This is a genomic window from Solibacillus cecembensis, from assembly GCF_050272495.1.
Lineage (GTDB): Bacteria > Bacillota > Bacilli > Bacillales_A > Planococcaceae > Solibacillus > Solibacillus cecembensis.
In genome coordinates this window covers 115,956-133,571 of the sequence record NZ_JBNNMF010000012.1, presented here as the reverse complement: position 1 = coordinate 133,571, position 17,616 = coordinate 115,956, and the positions used below count along the sequence as shown (strand labels likewise).

At 36.4% G+C, this 17,616-nt stretch carries 15 protein-coding genes; 5 read left to right on the top strand and 10 right to left on the bottom strand.

Going from position 1 to position 17,616, the window contains the following annotated elements:
- Positions 1 to 127: 127 nt before the first annotated feature.
- Positions 128 to 1,714: a degradosome RNA helicase CshA gene (gene cshA / locus ACQKIH_RS12465; RefSeq protein WP_427766443.1), complete on the bottom strand. Its 1,587-nt coding sequence runs from the start codon at positions 1,712 to 1,714 to the stop codon at positions 128 to 130.
- Positions 1,715 to 2,450: 736 nt separating this feature from the next.
- The gene (locus tag ACQKIH_RS12460) at positions 2,451 to 3,143 is read right to left on the bottom strand and encodes an alpha/beta hydrolase (RefSeq protein WP_427766441.1); all 693 of its coding nucleotides are present in this window, start codon (positions 3,141 to 3,143) and stop codon (positions 2,451 to 2,453) included.
- Between the two features lie 82 nt (positions 3,144 to 3,225).
- Here ACQKIH_RS12460 and ACQKIH_RS12455 point away from each other — a divergent pair, with 82 nt between their 5' ends.
- Complete coding sequence (locus ACQKIH_RS12455) at positions 3,226 to 4,917, top strand: methyl-accepting chemotaxis protein (RefSeq protein ID WP_427766438.1); 1,692 nt, start codon at positions 3,226 to 3,228, stop codon at positions 4,915 to 4,917.
- 108 nt (positions 4,918 to 5,025) lie between these two features.
- On the opposite strand, the gene ACQKIH_RS12450 is transcribed toward ACQKIH_RS12455, so the two are convergent.
- The 3 genes from ACQKIH_RS12450 to ACQKIH_RS12440 form a co-directional block, all read right to left on the bottom strand.
- Positions 5,026 to 6,399 (bottom strand): UDP-N-acetylmuramoyl-tripeptide--D-alanyl-D-alanine ligase, encoded by a 1,374-nt coding sequence (locus ACQKIH_RS12450; RefSeq protein ID WP_427766435.1) that lies wholly within the window; start codon positions 6,397 to 6,399, stop codon positions 5,026 to 5,028.
- Between the two features lie 12 nt (positions 6,400 to 6,411).
- Positions 6,412 to 7,485, bottom strand: a complete 1,074-nt coding sequence (locus tag ACQKIH_RS12445; protein WP_427766433.1) for a D-alanine--D-alanine ligase — start codon at positions 7,483 to 7,485, stop codon at positions 6,412 to 6,414.
- A gap of 108 nt (positions 7,486 to 7,593) precedes the next feature.
- The gene (locus ACQKIH_RS12440) at positions 7,594 to 8,343 is read right to left on the bottom strand and encodes a hypothetical protein (protein ID WP_057985946.1); all 750 of its coding nucleotides are present in this window, start codon (positions 8,341 to 8,343) and stop codon (positions 7,594 to 7,596) included.
- A gap of 249 nt (positions 8,344 to 8,592) precedes the next feature.
- On the opposite strand from ACQKIH_RS12440, the gene ACQKIH_RS12435 reads away from it, so the two are divergent.
- Positions 8,593 to 9,783 (top strand): FtsW/RodA/SpoVE family cell cycle protein, encoded by a 1,191-nt coding sequence (locus tag ACQKIH_RS12435; protein WP_427766430.1) that lies wholly within the window; start codon positions 8,593 to 8,595, stop codon positions 9,781 to 9,783.
- Positions 9,784 to 9,889: 106 nt separating this feature from the next.
- Here the strand turns inward: ACQKIH_RS12435 and ACQKIH_RS12430 are convergent, their stop codons facing one another.
- Positions 9,890 to 10,027 carry an Lmo0850 family protein gene (locus tag ACQKIH_RS12430; RefSeq protein ID WP_169793440.1) on the bottom strand — a complete coding sequence of 46 codons (138 nt, stop codon included), beginning with the start codon at positions 10,025 to 10,027 and terminating at the stop codon, positions 9,890 to 9,892.
- A 560-nt stretch (positions 10,028 to 10,587) separates the two neighbouring features.
- Between ACQKIH_RS12430 and ACQKIH_RS12425 the strand changes: the two genes are divergently transcribed.
- Positions 10,588 to 11,388, top strand: a complete 801-nt coding sequence (locus tag ACQKIH_RS12425; protein WP_427766426.1) for a YwqG family protein — start codon at positions 10,588 to 10,590, stop codon at positions 11,386 to 11,388.
- Between the two features lie 161 nt (positions 11,389 to 11,549).
- Positions 11,550 to 12,965, top strand: coding sequence for a cardiolipin synthase (gene cls, locus ACQKIH_RS12420; protein WP_427766476.1), 1,416 nt, complete (start codon positions 11,550 to 11,552; stop codon positions 12,963 to 12,965).
- 64 nt (positions 12,966 to 13,029) lie between these two features.
- Here the strand turns inward: cls and ACQKIH_RS12415 are convergent, their stop codons facing one another.
- The 4 genes from ACQKIH_RS12415 to ACQKIH_RS12400 form a co-directional block, all read right to left on the bottom strand.
- Positions 13,030 to 13,947: a M15 family metallopeptidase gene (locus ACQKIH_RS12415; protein WP_427766424.1), complete on the bottom strand. Its 918-nt coding sequence runs from the start codon at positions 13,945 to 13,947 to the stop codon at positions 13,030 to 13,032.
- 31 nt (positions 13,948 to 13,978) lie between these two features.
- The gene (locus ACQKIH_RS12410; RefSeq protein WP_057985956.1) at positions 13,979 to 14,239 is read right to left on the bottom strand and encodes a hypothetical protein; all 261 of its coding nucleotides are present in this window, start codon (positions 14,237 to 14,239) and stop codon (positions 13,979 to 13,981) included.
- 106 nt (positions 14,240 to 14,345) lie between these two features.
- On the bottom strand, positions 14,346 to 15,101 hold the full coding sequence (gene yidC / locus ACQKIH_RS12405; RefSeq protein WP_057985958.1) for a membrane protein insertase YidC: 756 nt from the start codon (positions 15,099 to 15,101) through the stop codon (positions 14,346 to 14,348).
- A 273-nt stretch (positions 15,102 to 15,374) separates the two neighbouring features.
- Positions 15,375 to 16,169 carry a helix-turn-helix transcriptional regulator gene (locus ACQKIH_RS12400; protein WP_427766420.1) on the bottom strand — a complete coding sequence of 265 codons (795 nt, stop codon included), beginning with the start codon at positions 16,167 to 16,169 and terminating at the stop codon, positions 15,375 to 15,377.
- 560 nt (positions 16,170 to 16,729) lie between these two features.
- Between ACQKIH_RS12400 and ACQKIH_RS12395 the strand changes: the two genes are divergently transcribed.
- On the top strand, positions 16,730 to 17,380 hold the full coding sequence (locus ACQKIH_RS12395; protein WP_057985962.1) for a LytTR family DNA-binding domain-containing protein: 651 nt from the start codon (positions 16,730 to 16,732) through the stop codon (positions 17,378 to 17,380).
- Positions 17,381 to 17,616 lie beyond the last annotated feature (236 nt).

The window sequence follows — 17,616 nt, the reverse complement described above, 5'->3', positions numbered from 1 at the left end:
TGTATACGTTTCACTCAACAATTGGTTTCATTTTAGGTCAGAGTTTTCTAATCACCTATCCCCCTTAATTTGTTGTAAAAAAATACACATCAACAAAAAGCGTTGATGTGTATTATAGATAAAGCTATTAGTCTTCGCGACGTTGACGAGGACGACGATCACGATTAGGAGCACTGCCTTCACGACGAGCGCCACCGGTATTGCTACCTTCACGACGAGCACTACCGCCGCCGCCATTGCCACCTTCACGACGACCTGAATCACGGCGTCCGCCACCGCCACCTTCACGACGACGATCTCCACCGCCACCGCTACGACGATCATTACCACCGCGACTTGAACGACCACGATCATTACCACCTCGACCACCGCCACCGCCGCCGCTACGACGCATTGGTAATGGACGCTCTTCGGATAATGAAACTGGTGTCGATTCTGGTTCTTTTGTAATTGATTTTAATGCAGCAGCTACTAAATCAAGTGCTTCATTATTTTCTAATAATTGAGCAGCTAATTCACGGTATTTGCTGATGTCTTCATTTTGTACTAAGTTCACTAGATTTTTCATTGCATCTTCTTGTAAGCCTACTAATGCTTCCTCTGATGTTGGAGTACGTAATGGAGTCATGCGTTTTTTCGTTGTTTCTTCAACGATACGTAAGTAACCCATTTCACGTGGTGTTACGAATGTTACAGCAACACCTGATCTACCAGCACGGCCTGTACGACCAATACGGTGAACATAGCTTTCTGGATCTTGTGGAATATCAAAGTTGTAAACATGTGTTACACCTGAAATATCTAAACCACGAGCTGCTACGTCTGTTGCGATTAAAATGTCAATTTTGCCTTCTTTAAATTGACGTAATACTGAAATACGTTTTGCTTGGCTTAAGTCACCGTGAATACCTTCAGCAAGGAAACCACGTAAACCTAATGCTTGACTTAATTCGTCAACACGGCGTTTTGTACGACCGAAGATGATTGCTAATTCTGGCTTTTGAGAATCTAATAAACGAGAAAGTGAGTCGAATTTCTCACGCTCAGTTGCTTTTACGAAAAACTGCTCAATGTTTTCCATTGTTAATTCTTTTGCTTTGATTTTAACCACTTCTGGGTTATTCATGAATGTTTCAGCAATTTTACGGATTGCTGGAGGCATTGTAGCTGAGAATAATAATGTTTGGCGAGTATCCGGAACAGATTCTAAAATCGCATTAATATCATCAATGAAGCCCATGTTTAGCATTTCATCTGCTTCGTCTAATACTAATGTTTGTACTTCGTCTAATCTTAGAGTACGACGGTTAATATGGTCTTGAATACGACCTGGTGTACCTACGATAATTTGTGGACCGTTTTTAAGCGCACGGATTTGACGGCCGATTTCTTGACCTCCGTAAACTGATAATAATTTTACGCGCTTGTCGTAACCTAATTTATAAAGTTCTTCTGAAACTTGGATTGCTAATTCACGAGTTGGTGCAATAACTAATGCTTGGATGTTAGGGTTTTTTGGATCGATTTTCTCGATTAACGGAATACCGAATGCAGCTGTTTTACCAGTACCAGTTTGTGCTTGACCTAATACGTCACGGCCAGCCATTGCAAATGTGATTGTTCCCTCTTGAATTGGTGTTGCTTCTTCAAATCCCATACGTTTTACTGAACGTAATGTTGATTCACTAATATTTAATTCTGAAAAATTTGTCAAACTATTCAATCTCCCTTTTTCTTATAAGTCGACAAATGGTTACATTTTCAGATGACATGGCGGCAAATTCGAGCCAATATATATGGAACGTTTCCGTTACTTTAAAATTATCTCTACATTAACTTGTAGAGTCTCTTAGTATGAAAAGGAAAGCCCGGTCTTTGCCGAGCGGTTCAATTCTACGATTCTAATTATTAGAATCAATTACGCCTCGGTGTAATTGCGTCCAGATTTTTTTCGAGGTCGCTCGAAAAGCTTCCTTTAAAAATCTGTGACATCCGCCGGGGCTTTAACTTGATTCGGCCTGGGTTTGAACCCACACTGAATTCAGTGCATATTTTGCATTCATCCAACACTTATGTGAAAGTAGGGATTTGTGCTGAAGCAAGTTAAAAGCTTTAAAAAATAGAATAAAACCGTTAAGTTCAAAAAAAAGTACTCTTCATCAATAAAGTCTGAAGAGTCCTCGTACAAAATGTATCCATTGCTTACATCAGTCTAACATGGGTTGTAGCAGTATGCAATGATAATGCTTGTATATAAATAAACTGTTTATTCATCCTCTATTATCAATTACGCCCTAGTGTAATTGCGTCCAGATTTTTTCGAGCGAGCTCGAAAAACTTCCCTTAAAAATCTGTGACATCCGCCGGGACTTGGGTCAACACGATGTTGATCACAAAGGCGTTGTCACAGGACGTGACGGGTTTAGCCTTTGTTCCCCCATTCTGCTGAATCAAGTTATAAAAATCAGCACTTCATCAAACCACAGCTCACAATCATCACTGTAACAAATATGATGCTTCCCACATTCTGAAAGATACATCTTTTTCTCCGTTGATTGAATTTGATCGTACAATATTTGCGCTGTTTGGCTCGGCACAATGCCATCTAGTAATCCTTGCACAATAAATGTTGGACATTTTATATTCTTAATGTAAGGCGCTGTTTTTTGAACAACTTTCATAAATTCAACGGTTGCACTAAATGGGACATTCAAAAATTTAAATTTATAACGAGCAAACAATTCATTTTCTTTCAGTTTTTTATGTATTGCATCTGTGGCAACTAAACGAAAATCCTTTACTAATTGTGATGGACTTATATATTTTGCCGCAGCACTTAATAACACTAACTTCTTTACCTTATAGCGCGTTGCCAAATACATAGCAATGACGCCCCCCATCGAAAAGCCGACAATAATAATCTCCTCCACTTGCTTCGCCAATCGGCGGTAAGCAATTTCGGCATCCATTAACCAATTATGAGATTTATATCCCTTCATTGCTAGGTTCTCCGCCTCACCATGACCCGATAATGTTGGAATCGCCATGAGCCATCCTGTTTTTTCTTGTACATAATCGGCAAAGGGCTGAACTTCATACGGTCCTCCTGAAAATCCATGTAAAAAAAGTACACCAATCGACATTTAATTCACTCCAAAATAAATATTTTCACGCTATATATATTTTTTATAATATGTATAAATTTGAATTGAAGGGAATTTTCTGATGAAATCATTTTCCATATCTACGAAAATTAACGTACTCATCATTAGTAGCATTACCATAATCGCAATTGCAATCATTCTAGGTGTCAATTATCAAATCGAAAAAACGATGCTACAAACTTACGAAAAAAACCTTCTAAACCTTTCAACAAGTAATTATCAACATTTAGATGCTCGCTATGAAGGTTCTTGGGCTATACAAAATAATGCCCTAACGAAAGGAAATGTAAATGTGGAATCCATTACTCCTCTCTTAGATGACATGGGCTCGGATATGAATATTGTTTCTACCATTTTCTCAAATGATACACGCGTTGCTACAAATGTCCAAATCGATGGAAAACGCGCAATCGGTACACAAGCAAGTAAAGCTGTCTCCAAAAAGGTTTTAAATGGTGAAACATATATCGGTGTCGCAGAAGTCGTCGGTTCTCCACATTTAACTGTTTACAAACCACTTCAAAACGCACAAGGTGAAATTATCGGTATGTGGTTTGTCGGTCAATCAATCGAAGCAATCGATGCCGTCATTTCAAACATTCGAAACACTATCATATTGATTATCCTAGTTATCGGATTTATAACTGTTGGAATTAGTTTATTTTTTGCGCGAAAAATTGTTCAACCACTGCACACTATTCGGAAACAGCTACATGATATTGCACAAGGTGAGGGCGATTTAACACAGGAATTACACGTACATTCAAAAGACGAAATTGGCGACTTAGCAGTTTCATATAATCAAATGCTCGCCACATTACGTACCATGATGCGTGAAATTTCAAATACGGCAGCGGAAATTACAACGTCTTGTGAGGACTTATATGCGAGCGCTAGTCAAACGGTAAATTTCTCAAACGATATGACACAGTCCCTTCATTCCGTTGCAGATGGGGCACAGTGCCAACGTGAAATCGCCCAACAAAGTGAAGCTAATATTAGTTCCTTACACCACGATATTGACTCCGTTGCAGAAGCAATTGAGCACGCAGAAAGTAATGCCGAAGATACATCAAAGCAAGCGCGAAAAGGGAATGAGATTATTCAAAAAGTAGTTGTGCAAATGGAAACGATTCGTTGGTCTGTATCTGAAAGTGAAAAGGTCATTCAACGACTCGGTAATCAATCGAACGAGATTGGATCGATTTCTGATGTCATTACAAATATTGCTGACCAGACAAACTTACTTGCACTCAACGCTGCAATTGAAGCTGCCCGTGCAGGTGAACACGGAAAAGGGTTTGCTGTTGTTGCAGAAGAAGTACGCCATTTAGCAGAGCAATCTAAACAATCAGCTCATCAAATTACACAGCTAATTACTGCCGTACAAGCAAATACAAATACCGCTGTAAAAATGATGTCTACCGGCACAATGGAAGTTACTTCTGGCATCGAAATTGTTGGTCATACAGAAACGGCATTCTCAGAAATTGCCTCTTCAATTAATTCGATTAGCCAACAATTTACCCAGATTACTCAGTTAACAAACAAAATGGAAGCAAGCATTAAAAACGTTCATGATCAAACAACTGAAATGACTTCAATCGCTGAGGGAGCCGTTTCAAACTCAATAAAAGCTGCTACTATTTCTGCTCAAGAACTTGCCGCAACGGAGGAAGTTACAGCTTCTACCAGATCATTAGAACAAGCTTCTGAAGGCCTACAATTATTAATTAATCGCTTTAAATTCTAAAAAGGCTTTTAAGACCTAAACCTAAATACCTTAAATATAAAATGCTGAAACGTTAAGTTAACAACGTTTCAGCATTTTTAAAATCAAATATTTTGTTATCCTCAGGTTTTATTGAATTTCACTGACACCAGTAATTATTTTTTCCAACTGCATCCCGCGCGAACCCTTTACTAATAGTAATGATTGCTCCGTTGCGTGCTGTTTAATCTTTTCAATAATAACTGCATAATCGTCTTCAGTATATAGGAGGTGCTTTTCATCAAAAACTGTTTGTAGTTTCTCATAAAGCCACTTCATACGAGGTCCAAATAGACAAACATACGTCGTTTTTCCAGGATCAATGACTTCTGCAATTTCCTCATGGTAACGCTGCTCATCTTGCCCAAGCTCCAACATATCTCCAAGTACTAACCATTTCTCATCGCGAATCGCTGTTTGTTGAATAAAATGAATTGCGGCATGCACCGAAGTTGGTGCAGCATTGTATGCGTCATTAATAAATAATTTATCTCCAACCGTCATTAATTGCATACGCATGTCTGTTAACGTTACTTGCTTTAATGCCTGGCAAATTTGTTCATCTGATAAGCCGAGCGCTTTACTTACAAGCATCGCACTTAGCGTATTTTTCACCTGATGTTCGCCCAATACAGAAATGAAAAAGTCCCCAGCAATTAATCCTTCTACATGGAAATGACTTCCTGACTCAGATGTATGAATATTTGAAGCTATTAAATCCTGTTCCATAGTAAAACCAAATGATTGTGTTTGTAATGATTCATTTTTTGCAACTAACTGTTGGAGTAATTGTTCATCACCATCAAAGAACAGTATGCCACCTGGTTCTAAGCCTTGAACAATTTCAAATTTCGCCTGAGCAATACCCGCGCGAGAGCCCAAATCTTGCATATGTGCTTCCCCGATATTTGTAATAATGGCATAGTGCGGGCGGGCTAGCTTTGTTAAATAGTCAATTTCACCGAATCCACTCATCCCCATCTCAAGCACAGAGATTTCCGTATCCTCATCTAACTGCAAAATCGTAATCGGTAAACCTAATTGATTATTAAAATTACCAATCGTTTTTTGAACTTTAAAATATGGCGTAAGGGCGCTTGCTAAAATATCCTTTGAAGATGTTTTGCCGTTCGATCCCGTAATACCGATAAAAGTCGCTTGATGTTCGTTACGATAAGCAATCGCCATTTCTTGTAACGCTACTTCTGGATCATCAATGAAAATTAATGGGTAGTTTGCTGGTGGATTCGGTTCATCCTTCATCCATAAAGATGCGGCTGCTCCCTTTTCAAATGCTTGCGCAACATAACGATGCCCATTGACCGCCTCTCCTCGAAAAGGTATAAACAAATCTCCCGTCTGAATTGTACGAGTATCAATCGAAATACCTGTTACGACCGTCTCTTGAAATAATTGATGTTCAATTTTTAACCACGTTGCAAGTTGCTTTAAGTTTTTTTTCACTCTTTATCCCACTCAATCTCTTTTGTATTGAAGTTTTTGTTTTTCTGTATGGCGCTCTATCGCCAAGGCAATTAATTGATCGATTAATTGCGGATACGTTACGGCTGTATGCTGCCATAGTAGCGGGTACATACTTACCGGTGTAAATCCAGGCATCGTGTTTACTTCATTAATATAAAGTTCATTATTAGCTGTTACAAAAAAGTCAGCACGTACTAAACCTGATCCATCAATTGCTTTAAATGCTTTTTTCGCCATTCCGACTAAATCTTGATACACATTCCCCTGCAGTTCCGCTGGAATGATTAATACAGTTGAACCATCTTTATATTTTGAATCATAATCATAAAATTCCGTTACGGGTTTAATTTCTCCCGCTACCGAAACTTCTGGTGTATCGTTCCCAAGTACGGCCAGCTCGATTTCCCGGGCAATAACACCTTGCTCTACAACAATTTTACGGTCATATTGAAGAGCAAATTGAACAGCCTTTTCTAATTCTTGTATATTTGTTGCTTTGCTAATACCGACACTTGAACCTAAATTTGCAGGTTTAACGAACATCGGGTAGCCAAGTTTTCGTTCACATTTCTCAATCCATTTTGAACGATTCCCTTCCCACTCACTACGAATGAAATATACGTATGGTAATTGAGGTAAATCAGCCATTTCAAATAATTGCTTCATCACGACTTTATCCATTCCAGCCGCAGAGCTTAGTACACCATTGCCAACGTAAGGAATATTTAATACATCTAAAAATCCTTGAACCGTACCATCTTCACCATTTGTTCCATGCAACAACGGGAAGACCACATCAAAGGGGTTTTCCTTATGTGCTTCGATAAATTGCATAATATTATTCGCAGCATGAACTGCCGTTGATTCAAATTGTAATTGTTCAGGTGATTGAGCCGGTTCCATTAATTGAGGTCCTACACGCCACTCGCCATCCAATGTAATAAAAATCGGATGTACATCATATTCATTAAAATTCAAAGCTTGCGTTACAGCCTGTGCTGTTGACAACGAGACTTCATGTTCCGCAGACTTACCTCCATACAATAAACCGATTCTTTTTTTCATTTTGTGACCTCCAATTTTTTACTAAACATAGTGTATCACGAATTTTTACTGATACAGATTACGTTTCTTCCTATCCACTAAAAACACTCACTGCAGCAGCTGTGAGTGTTAACTGATTTGTATTAGTTCATCATAGCTAAGTTTTAATAGTTCATCTAAATCGTCCCATACTTCATCTGGAAAATCATAATCTGATAACGTGCGAATTTCAATTCCATAATGGGCGCTCGGTTTGTCTAGTTTATATAATGATAATAATGCGCCTTCCTTCACAAATGGCCTAAATAATCGCAATGTTGAAGGGTCAATCATTGGCAAATTATCTTTATTTTTTCTTCGCCAAAAGCTTCCTACGTTTTCTTTTTCCTTTATCATTTGATTAAATAAATTCGCTACTAGTAATTCTGAGTCTCCGATAAAACGAAAATACACTTTCGTCATTTTATCCGCGACAGAAGAATAATAGGCATATCGATTTTGCAATTTGCCCAAGAAAGGTGTTGCGAGCGGCTCACGTTTATGACTGAAATAAAGTAACTCCGCTTGCTCAAGTGGCGTTAACGCATTAACATTTTTTTCAGTTGTAAAATCAACCCAACAAAGATCCTTTTTCAAGTCCTGTTCGGTCTTTAAAAAATCTTGCATATCTTCACTGCTCACAAAATCAAATTGCGTATGCATATTAAAAGAGCCCTCTTCGTATGCGTGTTTTAAAAGTAAAACATTTTTTACAGATTCTACTGAAGGTAAAAATTGCTTTAGCGAAACACCGCTAAAAATTACAAAGTGATCCACGTCATTCATATGTATATATAAATGATGCATAAAATCTTCTGCGGATTTCATTTTCTTTGCCACAACACACACGCCCCTTTAAACACAAATATTATGATTATTATATGACTTATTGAACGATTTTGAAACATTTTCTACGCGGTTTCGTCTCAACTTTTACGATAAGCTTCTTAAAGTATTTTTCGGTAGAATATGATAAAGTTAAAACAAGCTACGAAAGAGTTTCCTTTTTAATGCTATTATCGCTTTTTTTAGTAACATATGTGTAAAAAATGCTCAAAATAAATATTCTTAGATGATAAGGTGAATCGAATGGATACAAATAAACTTAGTTTCAATAAGCGTTTTGACTGGCCACTTGCCATTATATTAATGATATTCCTTTGTGTCAGCTTATTGGCGATTTCTTCAGCTCAAACATCGGGGCAATATGGGGAGAACTTTGTCCCCAAACAAATTCTGAATTATATGATTGGCGCTGTCATCGTAGCATTCGTTATGTACTTTGATCCTGATCAATATAAAAAGCTCGCATGGCCATTTTACTGGTTTGGAATAGCATTGCTTGCAGCAGTAGTACTCATTCCTCCGTCAACTGGATTAACGATATTCCGAAACGGGGCGCAAAGTTGGTTCGCAACACCTATCGGAAGTATACAACCTGCAGAGTTTATGAAAACCTTTTATATTCTCGCAACAGCCTATTTAATTAGTAAACACCATACGACCTATCCGAATAAAACATTGAAAACGGATTTTATGCTTCTATTAAAAATGGGATTGACTTTGGCATTACCACTAGCATTAATTATGAAACAACCTGACTTAGGCTCCTCACTTGTATTCATCGCGATTACGGCCGCGCTAGTCATTGTTGCAGGTGTTTCTTGGAAAATTATTCTTCCACTCTTTGGAGGTGTAGCTGCACTTGGCGGTTCATTACTATGGATGGCTGTCTATATGCAAGCCTTCCTTGAAAAGACGTTTGGGTTCCAATCATATCAAGCTGCACGTATTTATTCTTGGTTAGACCCTTATTCTTACGCCACATCTGACGGTTATCATTTAATTACATCGTTAAATGCAATTGGCTCTGGTGAGATTTTTGGCAAGGGCTTTCAAGGTCGCGAAGTATATGTTGCCGAAAACCATACAGACTTTATTTTTGCAGTGATTGGGGAAGAATGGGGCTTTATCGGTGCAAGCGCTGTTATCTGTCTCTACTTCCTATTAGTTTATCATTTAACGAAGACGACCCTTTTACTAAAAGATGCTTTCTGTACATATGTTTGTGCAGGGATTATTGCGATGATTACGTTCCACGTTTTTGAAAATATCGGCATGACGATTCAATTATTACCGATTACCGGTATTCCTTTACCGTTTTTAAGTTACGGTGGTAGTTCGTTAATGGGAACCGCGCTCGCAATTGGCCTCGTGTTCGGTATGAAATTCCATTACCGTACGTATATGTTCTCTGCAAACGATCCGGAAGAAGATTAAAAGAAAAGACAACTTGTGCCACTTTTGAAAGTCGCGCGAGTTGTCTTTTTTATGTTTAAAGACGCACACCAATTTATTGGAATCAATGGGCGTCTTTAGTATTTAATCAATTTTGCGTTTGTGGAGTTTGTGTTGGTGGTGTTAAAACTTTTAAAAGTTCGATACGAGATTTCGTAACTGTCGCCGTAACACCTAATTTAGATAAGTTTGTAACAATACGTTTTAAATCAATCTCTTTCGCCATTTCTCTACACCTCAACCTTTCCTAAGTAAAATATATAACGAATTATTAAAGTTAAAGTTCCAAGAAACTCTATTATGCCTCTGCATAGTCGCGTTCTTTTTTGTCAGGGGCCTTTACCAAACTAACTCAAAGGTCTGACCTTCTACTTCTTAAGTATATCACTTATTTACACTGATAAATCTTTCAATTTTGTTACAAATTTAAAGACTTTCACTTTGAGTGTAACCTTTTTACATTTAATATAAACCATTATTTTCAAATTTATCGCAATTATTTTTTCCATCCCCATTTCCTTACATGAAGAAAAAGAAATACCTGTTATAACTATCGACTTATTTTTTATACTTTTTGCTTAATACTATTGTATTTTTATTATTTATGAATGGACAAATAACATATTTCGCAACTTTCCACTACAAGCATAGTAAAAACCCTTTATTACTAAATTTTAATCATGTTTAATGACAAATACAAGGGGAAATATTGTAGTATTACGCAATTTTCTGTGTAGATTAATCATTTATTTTACCATTTAGACTTTGGTTTCAAGGAGGGATTCTATGGAGAATTTTGAAAACGGAATTTTTATCCCAAAAGAATTTGTTCAATTTCATAGCTACTTGAACGGCTCAGCAATTCAAGCGACCATTATTGAACCAATAAAACATGCAACACTTTTACATGAAAGCAAGTTTGCGGGTATTCCGTATTTATCTAAAGGGCTAACACATCCTAAAGATGACAATGGGCAATTTATGCTGTTGCTCGCACAAATTAACTTTTCTGAATTTCAGCTGAACGACCCATTTCCATTAAAGGGAATATTGCAATTTTACATTTCACAGCAATGCTCCCCACAAGTAAAATCTAACGCTTCTCGGCATTACTACCACGTGCAATATGTTTTACCAAGTGAAATGGATGACACTTTTAAACTTGATTTTTCTTATTTGAATAACACAGATTTTCGTCACTTCCCAATTATGCAAGAAATGAAATTGCACTTTAAACAATCATTCGAACCGGTTTCTATAATGGATTATCGTTTAAAAAATTTCTTTAACCCGACCATTATGAATGAATTTATTACATTAGATGAGCGCTCTTTTCATGATATTTATTTAGTAAATTACTTAGCGGCTGATCACAAAATTGGTGGCTATCCGTATTTCATTAAGCAAGATTTTAGAGAGGCTTTTCCCCATTTACAGCATTATGACACATTACTCTTACAAATTGTGTCGAATGATGCACAACAAATTATGTGGGGAGATAGTGGTATCATTAGCTTTTTTATTAATTCGGAAAAATTGCGGCAGCTCGACTTCTCCGACATTTATTTTCATTTAGAGGACTATTAAAAGGTGAAGTTGTCTTTATTGAATGACTAACAATAAGACAACTTTTTCACTTTTGTCTCATATTAAGCAATTGAAGAATACGTTATAATGATATGAAAATAGCTAAAGAAGGTGAAACTTTGAGTGCACTCCTTGATTATAAATCCATTTTCCCTATCGTTATGCTTTTAAATATTTTATTTGCTTTAGTCATCATCTTTTTAGAGCGTAAAAAACCATCCTCTACTTGGGCATGGTTGCTCGTGTTATTTTTCATACCTTTTTTCGGATTTGTTTTATATTTACTTTTAGGGCGACAGCTTCGAAAAAAACATTTATTCCGCTGGGATGGTCAAAAGGATATCGGCATTGATAAATTGATTAGTTATCAAATTGAAGCGATTAAAAATGAAGAACTCGAATTTCGTACAGAACATATGAAAGAATACAATCACTTAATCTATATGAATTTAACGACCAATTATGCCGTTTTAACGCAGGACAATGATATCCAAGTTTTTAGTGATGGGAGCGACAAGTTCGAAGCCTTAATTCACGACATTCTCGCAGCAAAAAATCACATCCATATTCAATATTATATTTTCAAACTTGATAATTTAGGACAGCGTATTGTAAATGCCCTACAAAAAAAAGCGAGGCAAGGTGTAAAAATACGTATTTTATACGACGAAATGGGTTCACGTCGTGTGAAAAAACATCACTTCAAAGATTTACTGGAGTTGGGTGCCGAGGTAGAGGTCTTTTTCCCCTCCATCCTACCACTCATCAATCCCCGTTTAAATTTCCGTAATCATCGTAAAATTGTTGTCATAGATGGACGTATCGGTTATACAGGTGGCTTTAATGTAGGTGATGAATATTTGGGATTATCTGATCGTTTTGGCTATTGGCGTGATACACATTTACGCATTGAGGGGAGTGCTGTTCACCCTTTGCAAACTCGATTTTTACTCGATTGGAATCAAGCAAGTACACATCATCAAATCGACTATTCAGACCGTTACTTCCCAATCATCCCACAAAAGGGGAATGTCGCGTTGCAAATTGTTTCGAGTGGACCTGATACGGAATGGGAAGTCATCAAAAATAATTACTTACGTTTAATTTCCAATGCCCAAAAATTCGTCTATATTCAATCACCTTATTTTATTCCCGATGATTCCTTTATGGATGCGATTCGTATTGCCGCTTTGTCAGGAGTAGATGTGCGCATTATGATACCGAATAAACCAGATCATCTTTTCGTCTACTGGGCAACCTATTCATATGTCGGGCAACTTGTTCAAGCTGGGGCCAAAGTCTACCATTATGAAAAAGGATTTATCCACGCAAAAATGATTGTCGTTGATGATGAGGTCGCTTCAGTAGGTACCGCAAATATTGATGTGCGTAGCTTCAGTTTAAACTTTGAGGTGAATGCCCTAATTTATGATCGTGTACTCGCCCACCAACTAGCAGAACTTTTTGAATCAGACATATTAGATTGCTCGGAACTTACGCCAGAAATTTATGCAAACCGCTCAAACTTTATAAAGTTTAAAGAATCTCTTTCAAGACTGCTCTCTCCTATTTTATAATTACGATTCATCAAAAAAAGGTATTCTGACACAATGTCCGAATACCCTTTTTTGTAGCACTCTATTACTCTATCCCTAAATACTCTTCCAATGTAACACCTGCATTATATACTTTCGTTGCTGTGTCGCCTTCTAAATAACGGAAATGCCACGACTCATACATATAACCAGTCACATCTTCCTTACCTTCTGGATAACGTAAAATAAATCCGTATTTATGTGCATTTGTTGCTAACCATTTCCCAGCCGGCGTTTCACCAAATTCACTTGTTAGCCATAAAGCTTCTTTGCCCTTCTCTCCAATATCAAATGTTAAACCTGTTTGATGTTCAGAATAACCTGGGCGAGCACTATAACGATCCGCGGCATCTTTACCATCGCGGTTTACATAACGATTGTATAAATCCGTTTGGTATTCGTATGAACGGTAACCACTAAAGGCTATAAGTGTATATCCTTGTTGGCCTGCTGCAGCAATCATTTCGTCAAGCGCCGCGCGTGCTGTAGCAGATTCCCCTTCATTGAAAGTGGCTGGTAAAGGATACTTTTTATTAGCAATTAAAATATTGTCTACATACTTCGGTTCTTTCGCAGGCTGTTGCCCAACGATATAACCATTTTCTATTGATACATTTTCATTTTCTTTTGGCGCGTTTGTTTTATCCTTAGACCCCTCTGTTCCATTGCCATTTGCATTCGCTTTTGGGACGTCTGTCGGAACAGTATTGCCTTCTTTTATCTCTTCATCTTCATTGGGAGTTACTGTTGGTTGTTCTATGTTTGAAACCGATTCATCAATTGGTGGCTCTTGTTCATCAACATTCGTTGGTACTTGTCCTGTTACTGCATCATTGTCATTTGCGCCATCTCTATTCGCGACTTCGTATTTATAAATGATGGAGCCAATGATAGCGATAATTAATAATAGCGAAACGATAGCCCCCATTACAACAGGGCTACTTTTTTTCTTATTTCTTTTCATTTTGTTCACCTTCCCTAGAACCCCGCTATTTTCAGCCGGCTATCATAACGATTAATACGAGTACAGACAAAATGGCAAAAGTAATCGACATCTTTTTCATCCATTTAGATTCTTTTTCGTGACCTTGTTCTTTAAACGTACGCGACCGGAAAAAGTTCGTTAATGTAAACATAATTGTCATCGATAAAATTGCGGCATTCATATTTTTTTGAATAATAAAATATAACGCCGAAAAACTTGCAGCTGCTACTAATAGTAACGAAATCGCTTTTTCATTTTTAATTTTCTTCATTCTTTTCTCCTTTTATAGGGCAAGCCTTGCATCAACTAGCACAACATACCTCTGTTACTTATCCGCTAAAAAAGTCGAGGCGCATCATTGCCCCGACCTCATTCACTTAGCTTTGCTTTGGTAAATCTGAATAATACTTTTTCCCGATATACGTTTGTACGATTAATATAAATCCTCCAACAGACCAATATAAAGGTAGTGCGGCCATAGATGAAAATGAAATGAATACAATCATTATCGGTGAAATATACATCATCAATTTCATCTGAGCTTTTTGAGCCTCTGGAACTGTTGCTAATGAAACTTTTGATTGGATAAAATAAATAATTCCCGCAACTGCTGTCATAATCATATCCGGGGAACCTAAGCTAAACCACAAAAATTCATGTGATTTTACATCTGCAGAATGCGAAATAGCAAAATATAATCCCATAATGATCGGCAATTGAATGAGCATTGGCAAACAACCCATATTGATTGGATTGACACCTGCACTTCTATAAACTTGCATCATTTCTTGCTGGAGTGCCCTTTGCTCTTCCTTTGATTCAACTGCTTTTAAATTTTTCTGAATCTCATCCATTTTCGGCTTAATTTCATCCATCTTCACGCGCATAACCGCTTGAGAGCGATAGTTTTTTAACATAAAGGGCATTAAAATTAATCGAATGAGTACTGTGATTGTAATAATGGCTAATCCGTAACTTCCGTTAAAAATAGTGTTTCCTAAGAAATCTAATAAAAAATTCATCGGTTTTACAAAAGTACTATAAAAAAAACCTTCTCCATTTTCCACAGACTGACAACCTGTTAGAACAACAGCTGTCATAGCAAATAGAACAAATAACTTCCATCGTTTCATAGTTCACCTTCTCATTAAAAATCTGTACCAACCGCCTGGGCTTAACTATTTTGAAGTATAACGCACTTTTAACAAAACATAAAATCACAGGTACATCTTCAACTAAATTTTTTCCACAACAAAAAAACTGCACTCACAATTTGTTGATTTCGGGCACAGAATTGCCTTCACAACTAGTTTGTAGCGCAGAATCTATAAGGTTTATATTTCTATTTTCCAAATTAATTGATTTACAAATAAACATATTGTTAATCTTGTACTAAGCCCTCTATTTTATACATTCTCATACTCGATTTCCATCATTTCAAAACGATAAAATTCATGGTGAAGCTCATCACGGAAATGCTTCGGCGTTACACCCGTATACTTTTTGAAAATTCGCGTGAAATAGCTCTGATTACAGAAGTGGAATTGTTCAGAAATAGACGTAATCCCCTTATTTGTATGACGCAAATAATATTGAGACTCTTCCACTCGACGAACATTTAAATACTCTACTAATGTAATGCCCACATGTTCACGGAATATACGTGATAAATGACTTGTACTAATATGAAAATTCGCGGCAATGCTCTCAACTGTTAAATCGTTTTCAAGCTCATCATTAATATACATAATTACCTTATTAACCGTTTGATGACGGAATGTAGGCTGCTTACGATCTGCAATAAAATACACATAAAAATCAATTAGATCATCTGCGAATTGTAAAAATTCAGCATCTTTCATTGAATTTTCAATCATATCTGCGCAAGCTACATTAAATGCAAATGCTTTTTTCGATGGAACTTGATTATCAAGCAATTTACGCGCAACAATCGATGAGATAGTAATGAAGTAGTGACGTACAACTTTAATAACCTGCTTGCCAAAACGTGCAGATAAAATATCAATAATTTCATGTAATGTCTTCTTTGCTTTCGTCGCCTCTAAATGATAAACCTCAAATAAGAGCTTCGACTCCAATACATAAAAGTCCTCAATACCCACGTATTGATTGATAGTATCAATTTCTTGGAAATACCTTTTTGAAATCGTTTCAGATATTGAATGTTGATGTAGTTGCATAGATTATCCCATCTTTCTTCAGACATAAATATTCTGTTATTCATACGACAAACACCCTCCACGCTATGTAACGAATGGTGATGTCTCTTTTTTATCAATCAAAAGTAATTGGACCTTTAAATGTTATGAATAAGTAAAAAGCCATGTATTTATATGTAATATGTAAAGTGAAGCGATTATTTACCATTTTATTAATATTTTTAAGTTACAATATTTTATTTTTTGTATAATTTATTTACGTTTTAGTAACTATAGTGAATATTACCATATTTTACGTTTTCCTTTCAACCTAATTTTAACAATTCAAATAGTTCCAAAATATCAATCGATTTCCTCTTTTTTCTAATAGCGCGATTATTTATTATATGTTTCATCTGAATATACATACATTTGCCACCCTTTTATTCAATAAATATCCATACAACAATATGCTACTATAATCATTTTCGAAAGAATTTGTTCTTTCTGTATAGTAAAATAAATCTTCCCAACCTAATTGCTTTAAATATGTAGTAAAATAGTTCATAATTGTTTAAAATGCTTATAAAGAGGTGTTAGAAGTGGATCCAAAACAAATCGAAGAAATCATGGATGTCATTAAAGAGTTTTTCCCAGAAAATACGTCAATTGCTATCTCAGATACAAATGAGTATCTCTACTACCAACCTAGCAAAAAAATTGACCTAAAAATTAAACCAGGTGACCCTGTTAAAGAAGGTTCTGCTGCTCATAAAGCTTTAGCTTATGGTCAAAAAATTAATTCTTATATTGAGTCTGATGTTTTTGGTGTTCCTTACTATGGTATGAGTATCCCTCTTATCGAAGAAGGCGAGACAAAAGGGGCTATTACTGCTATTTTCCCACAAAAGCCATCACCGTTTTTAACAAATTATATCACAGTAAAAATTGATGACTGCTGGTATCCAATTAAACACAGCGAAGTCATTTACCTTGAAACTCAACTTCGTAAAACATTTGTAAAAACAATGCACCGCGAAGGCTATCACCGCTTAAATTTAAGCGACCTAGAATTATTCTTAGCATCAGATTCGTTCATTAGATGCCATCGTTCATATATTGTTAATATTGACTTTATTGAAGAGATCCAACCAGATTCTCATTCAACATTCTTATTAATTATGAAAGATGGTACACGTATTCCAGTAAGTCAACGTTATGCAAGTTACTTCAGACGTTCTTTAGGCTTCTAATTACTATATCAAAAACGACTTGTAGATATACAAGTCGTTTTTTGATTGTTAAAAATAGGATTACCTGTTCATTTAAGATGATAGAGTTCTAATTTTCCTAATAGGTCATTCTTGATAAATAGCACTTTTGAATTGTTTTTTCAATGCATATAGTATAAATTTGCAATATAACCCTCAAAATATTTCACGCAACTTTTACACTTACAGTCGATTAGACGTATATATTCCCTTTTATA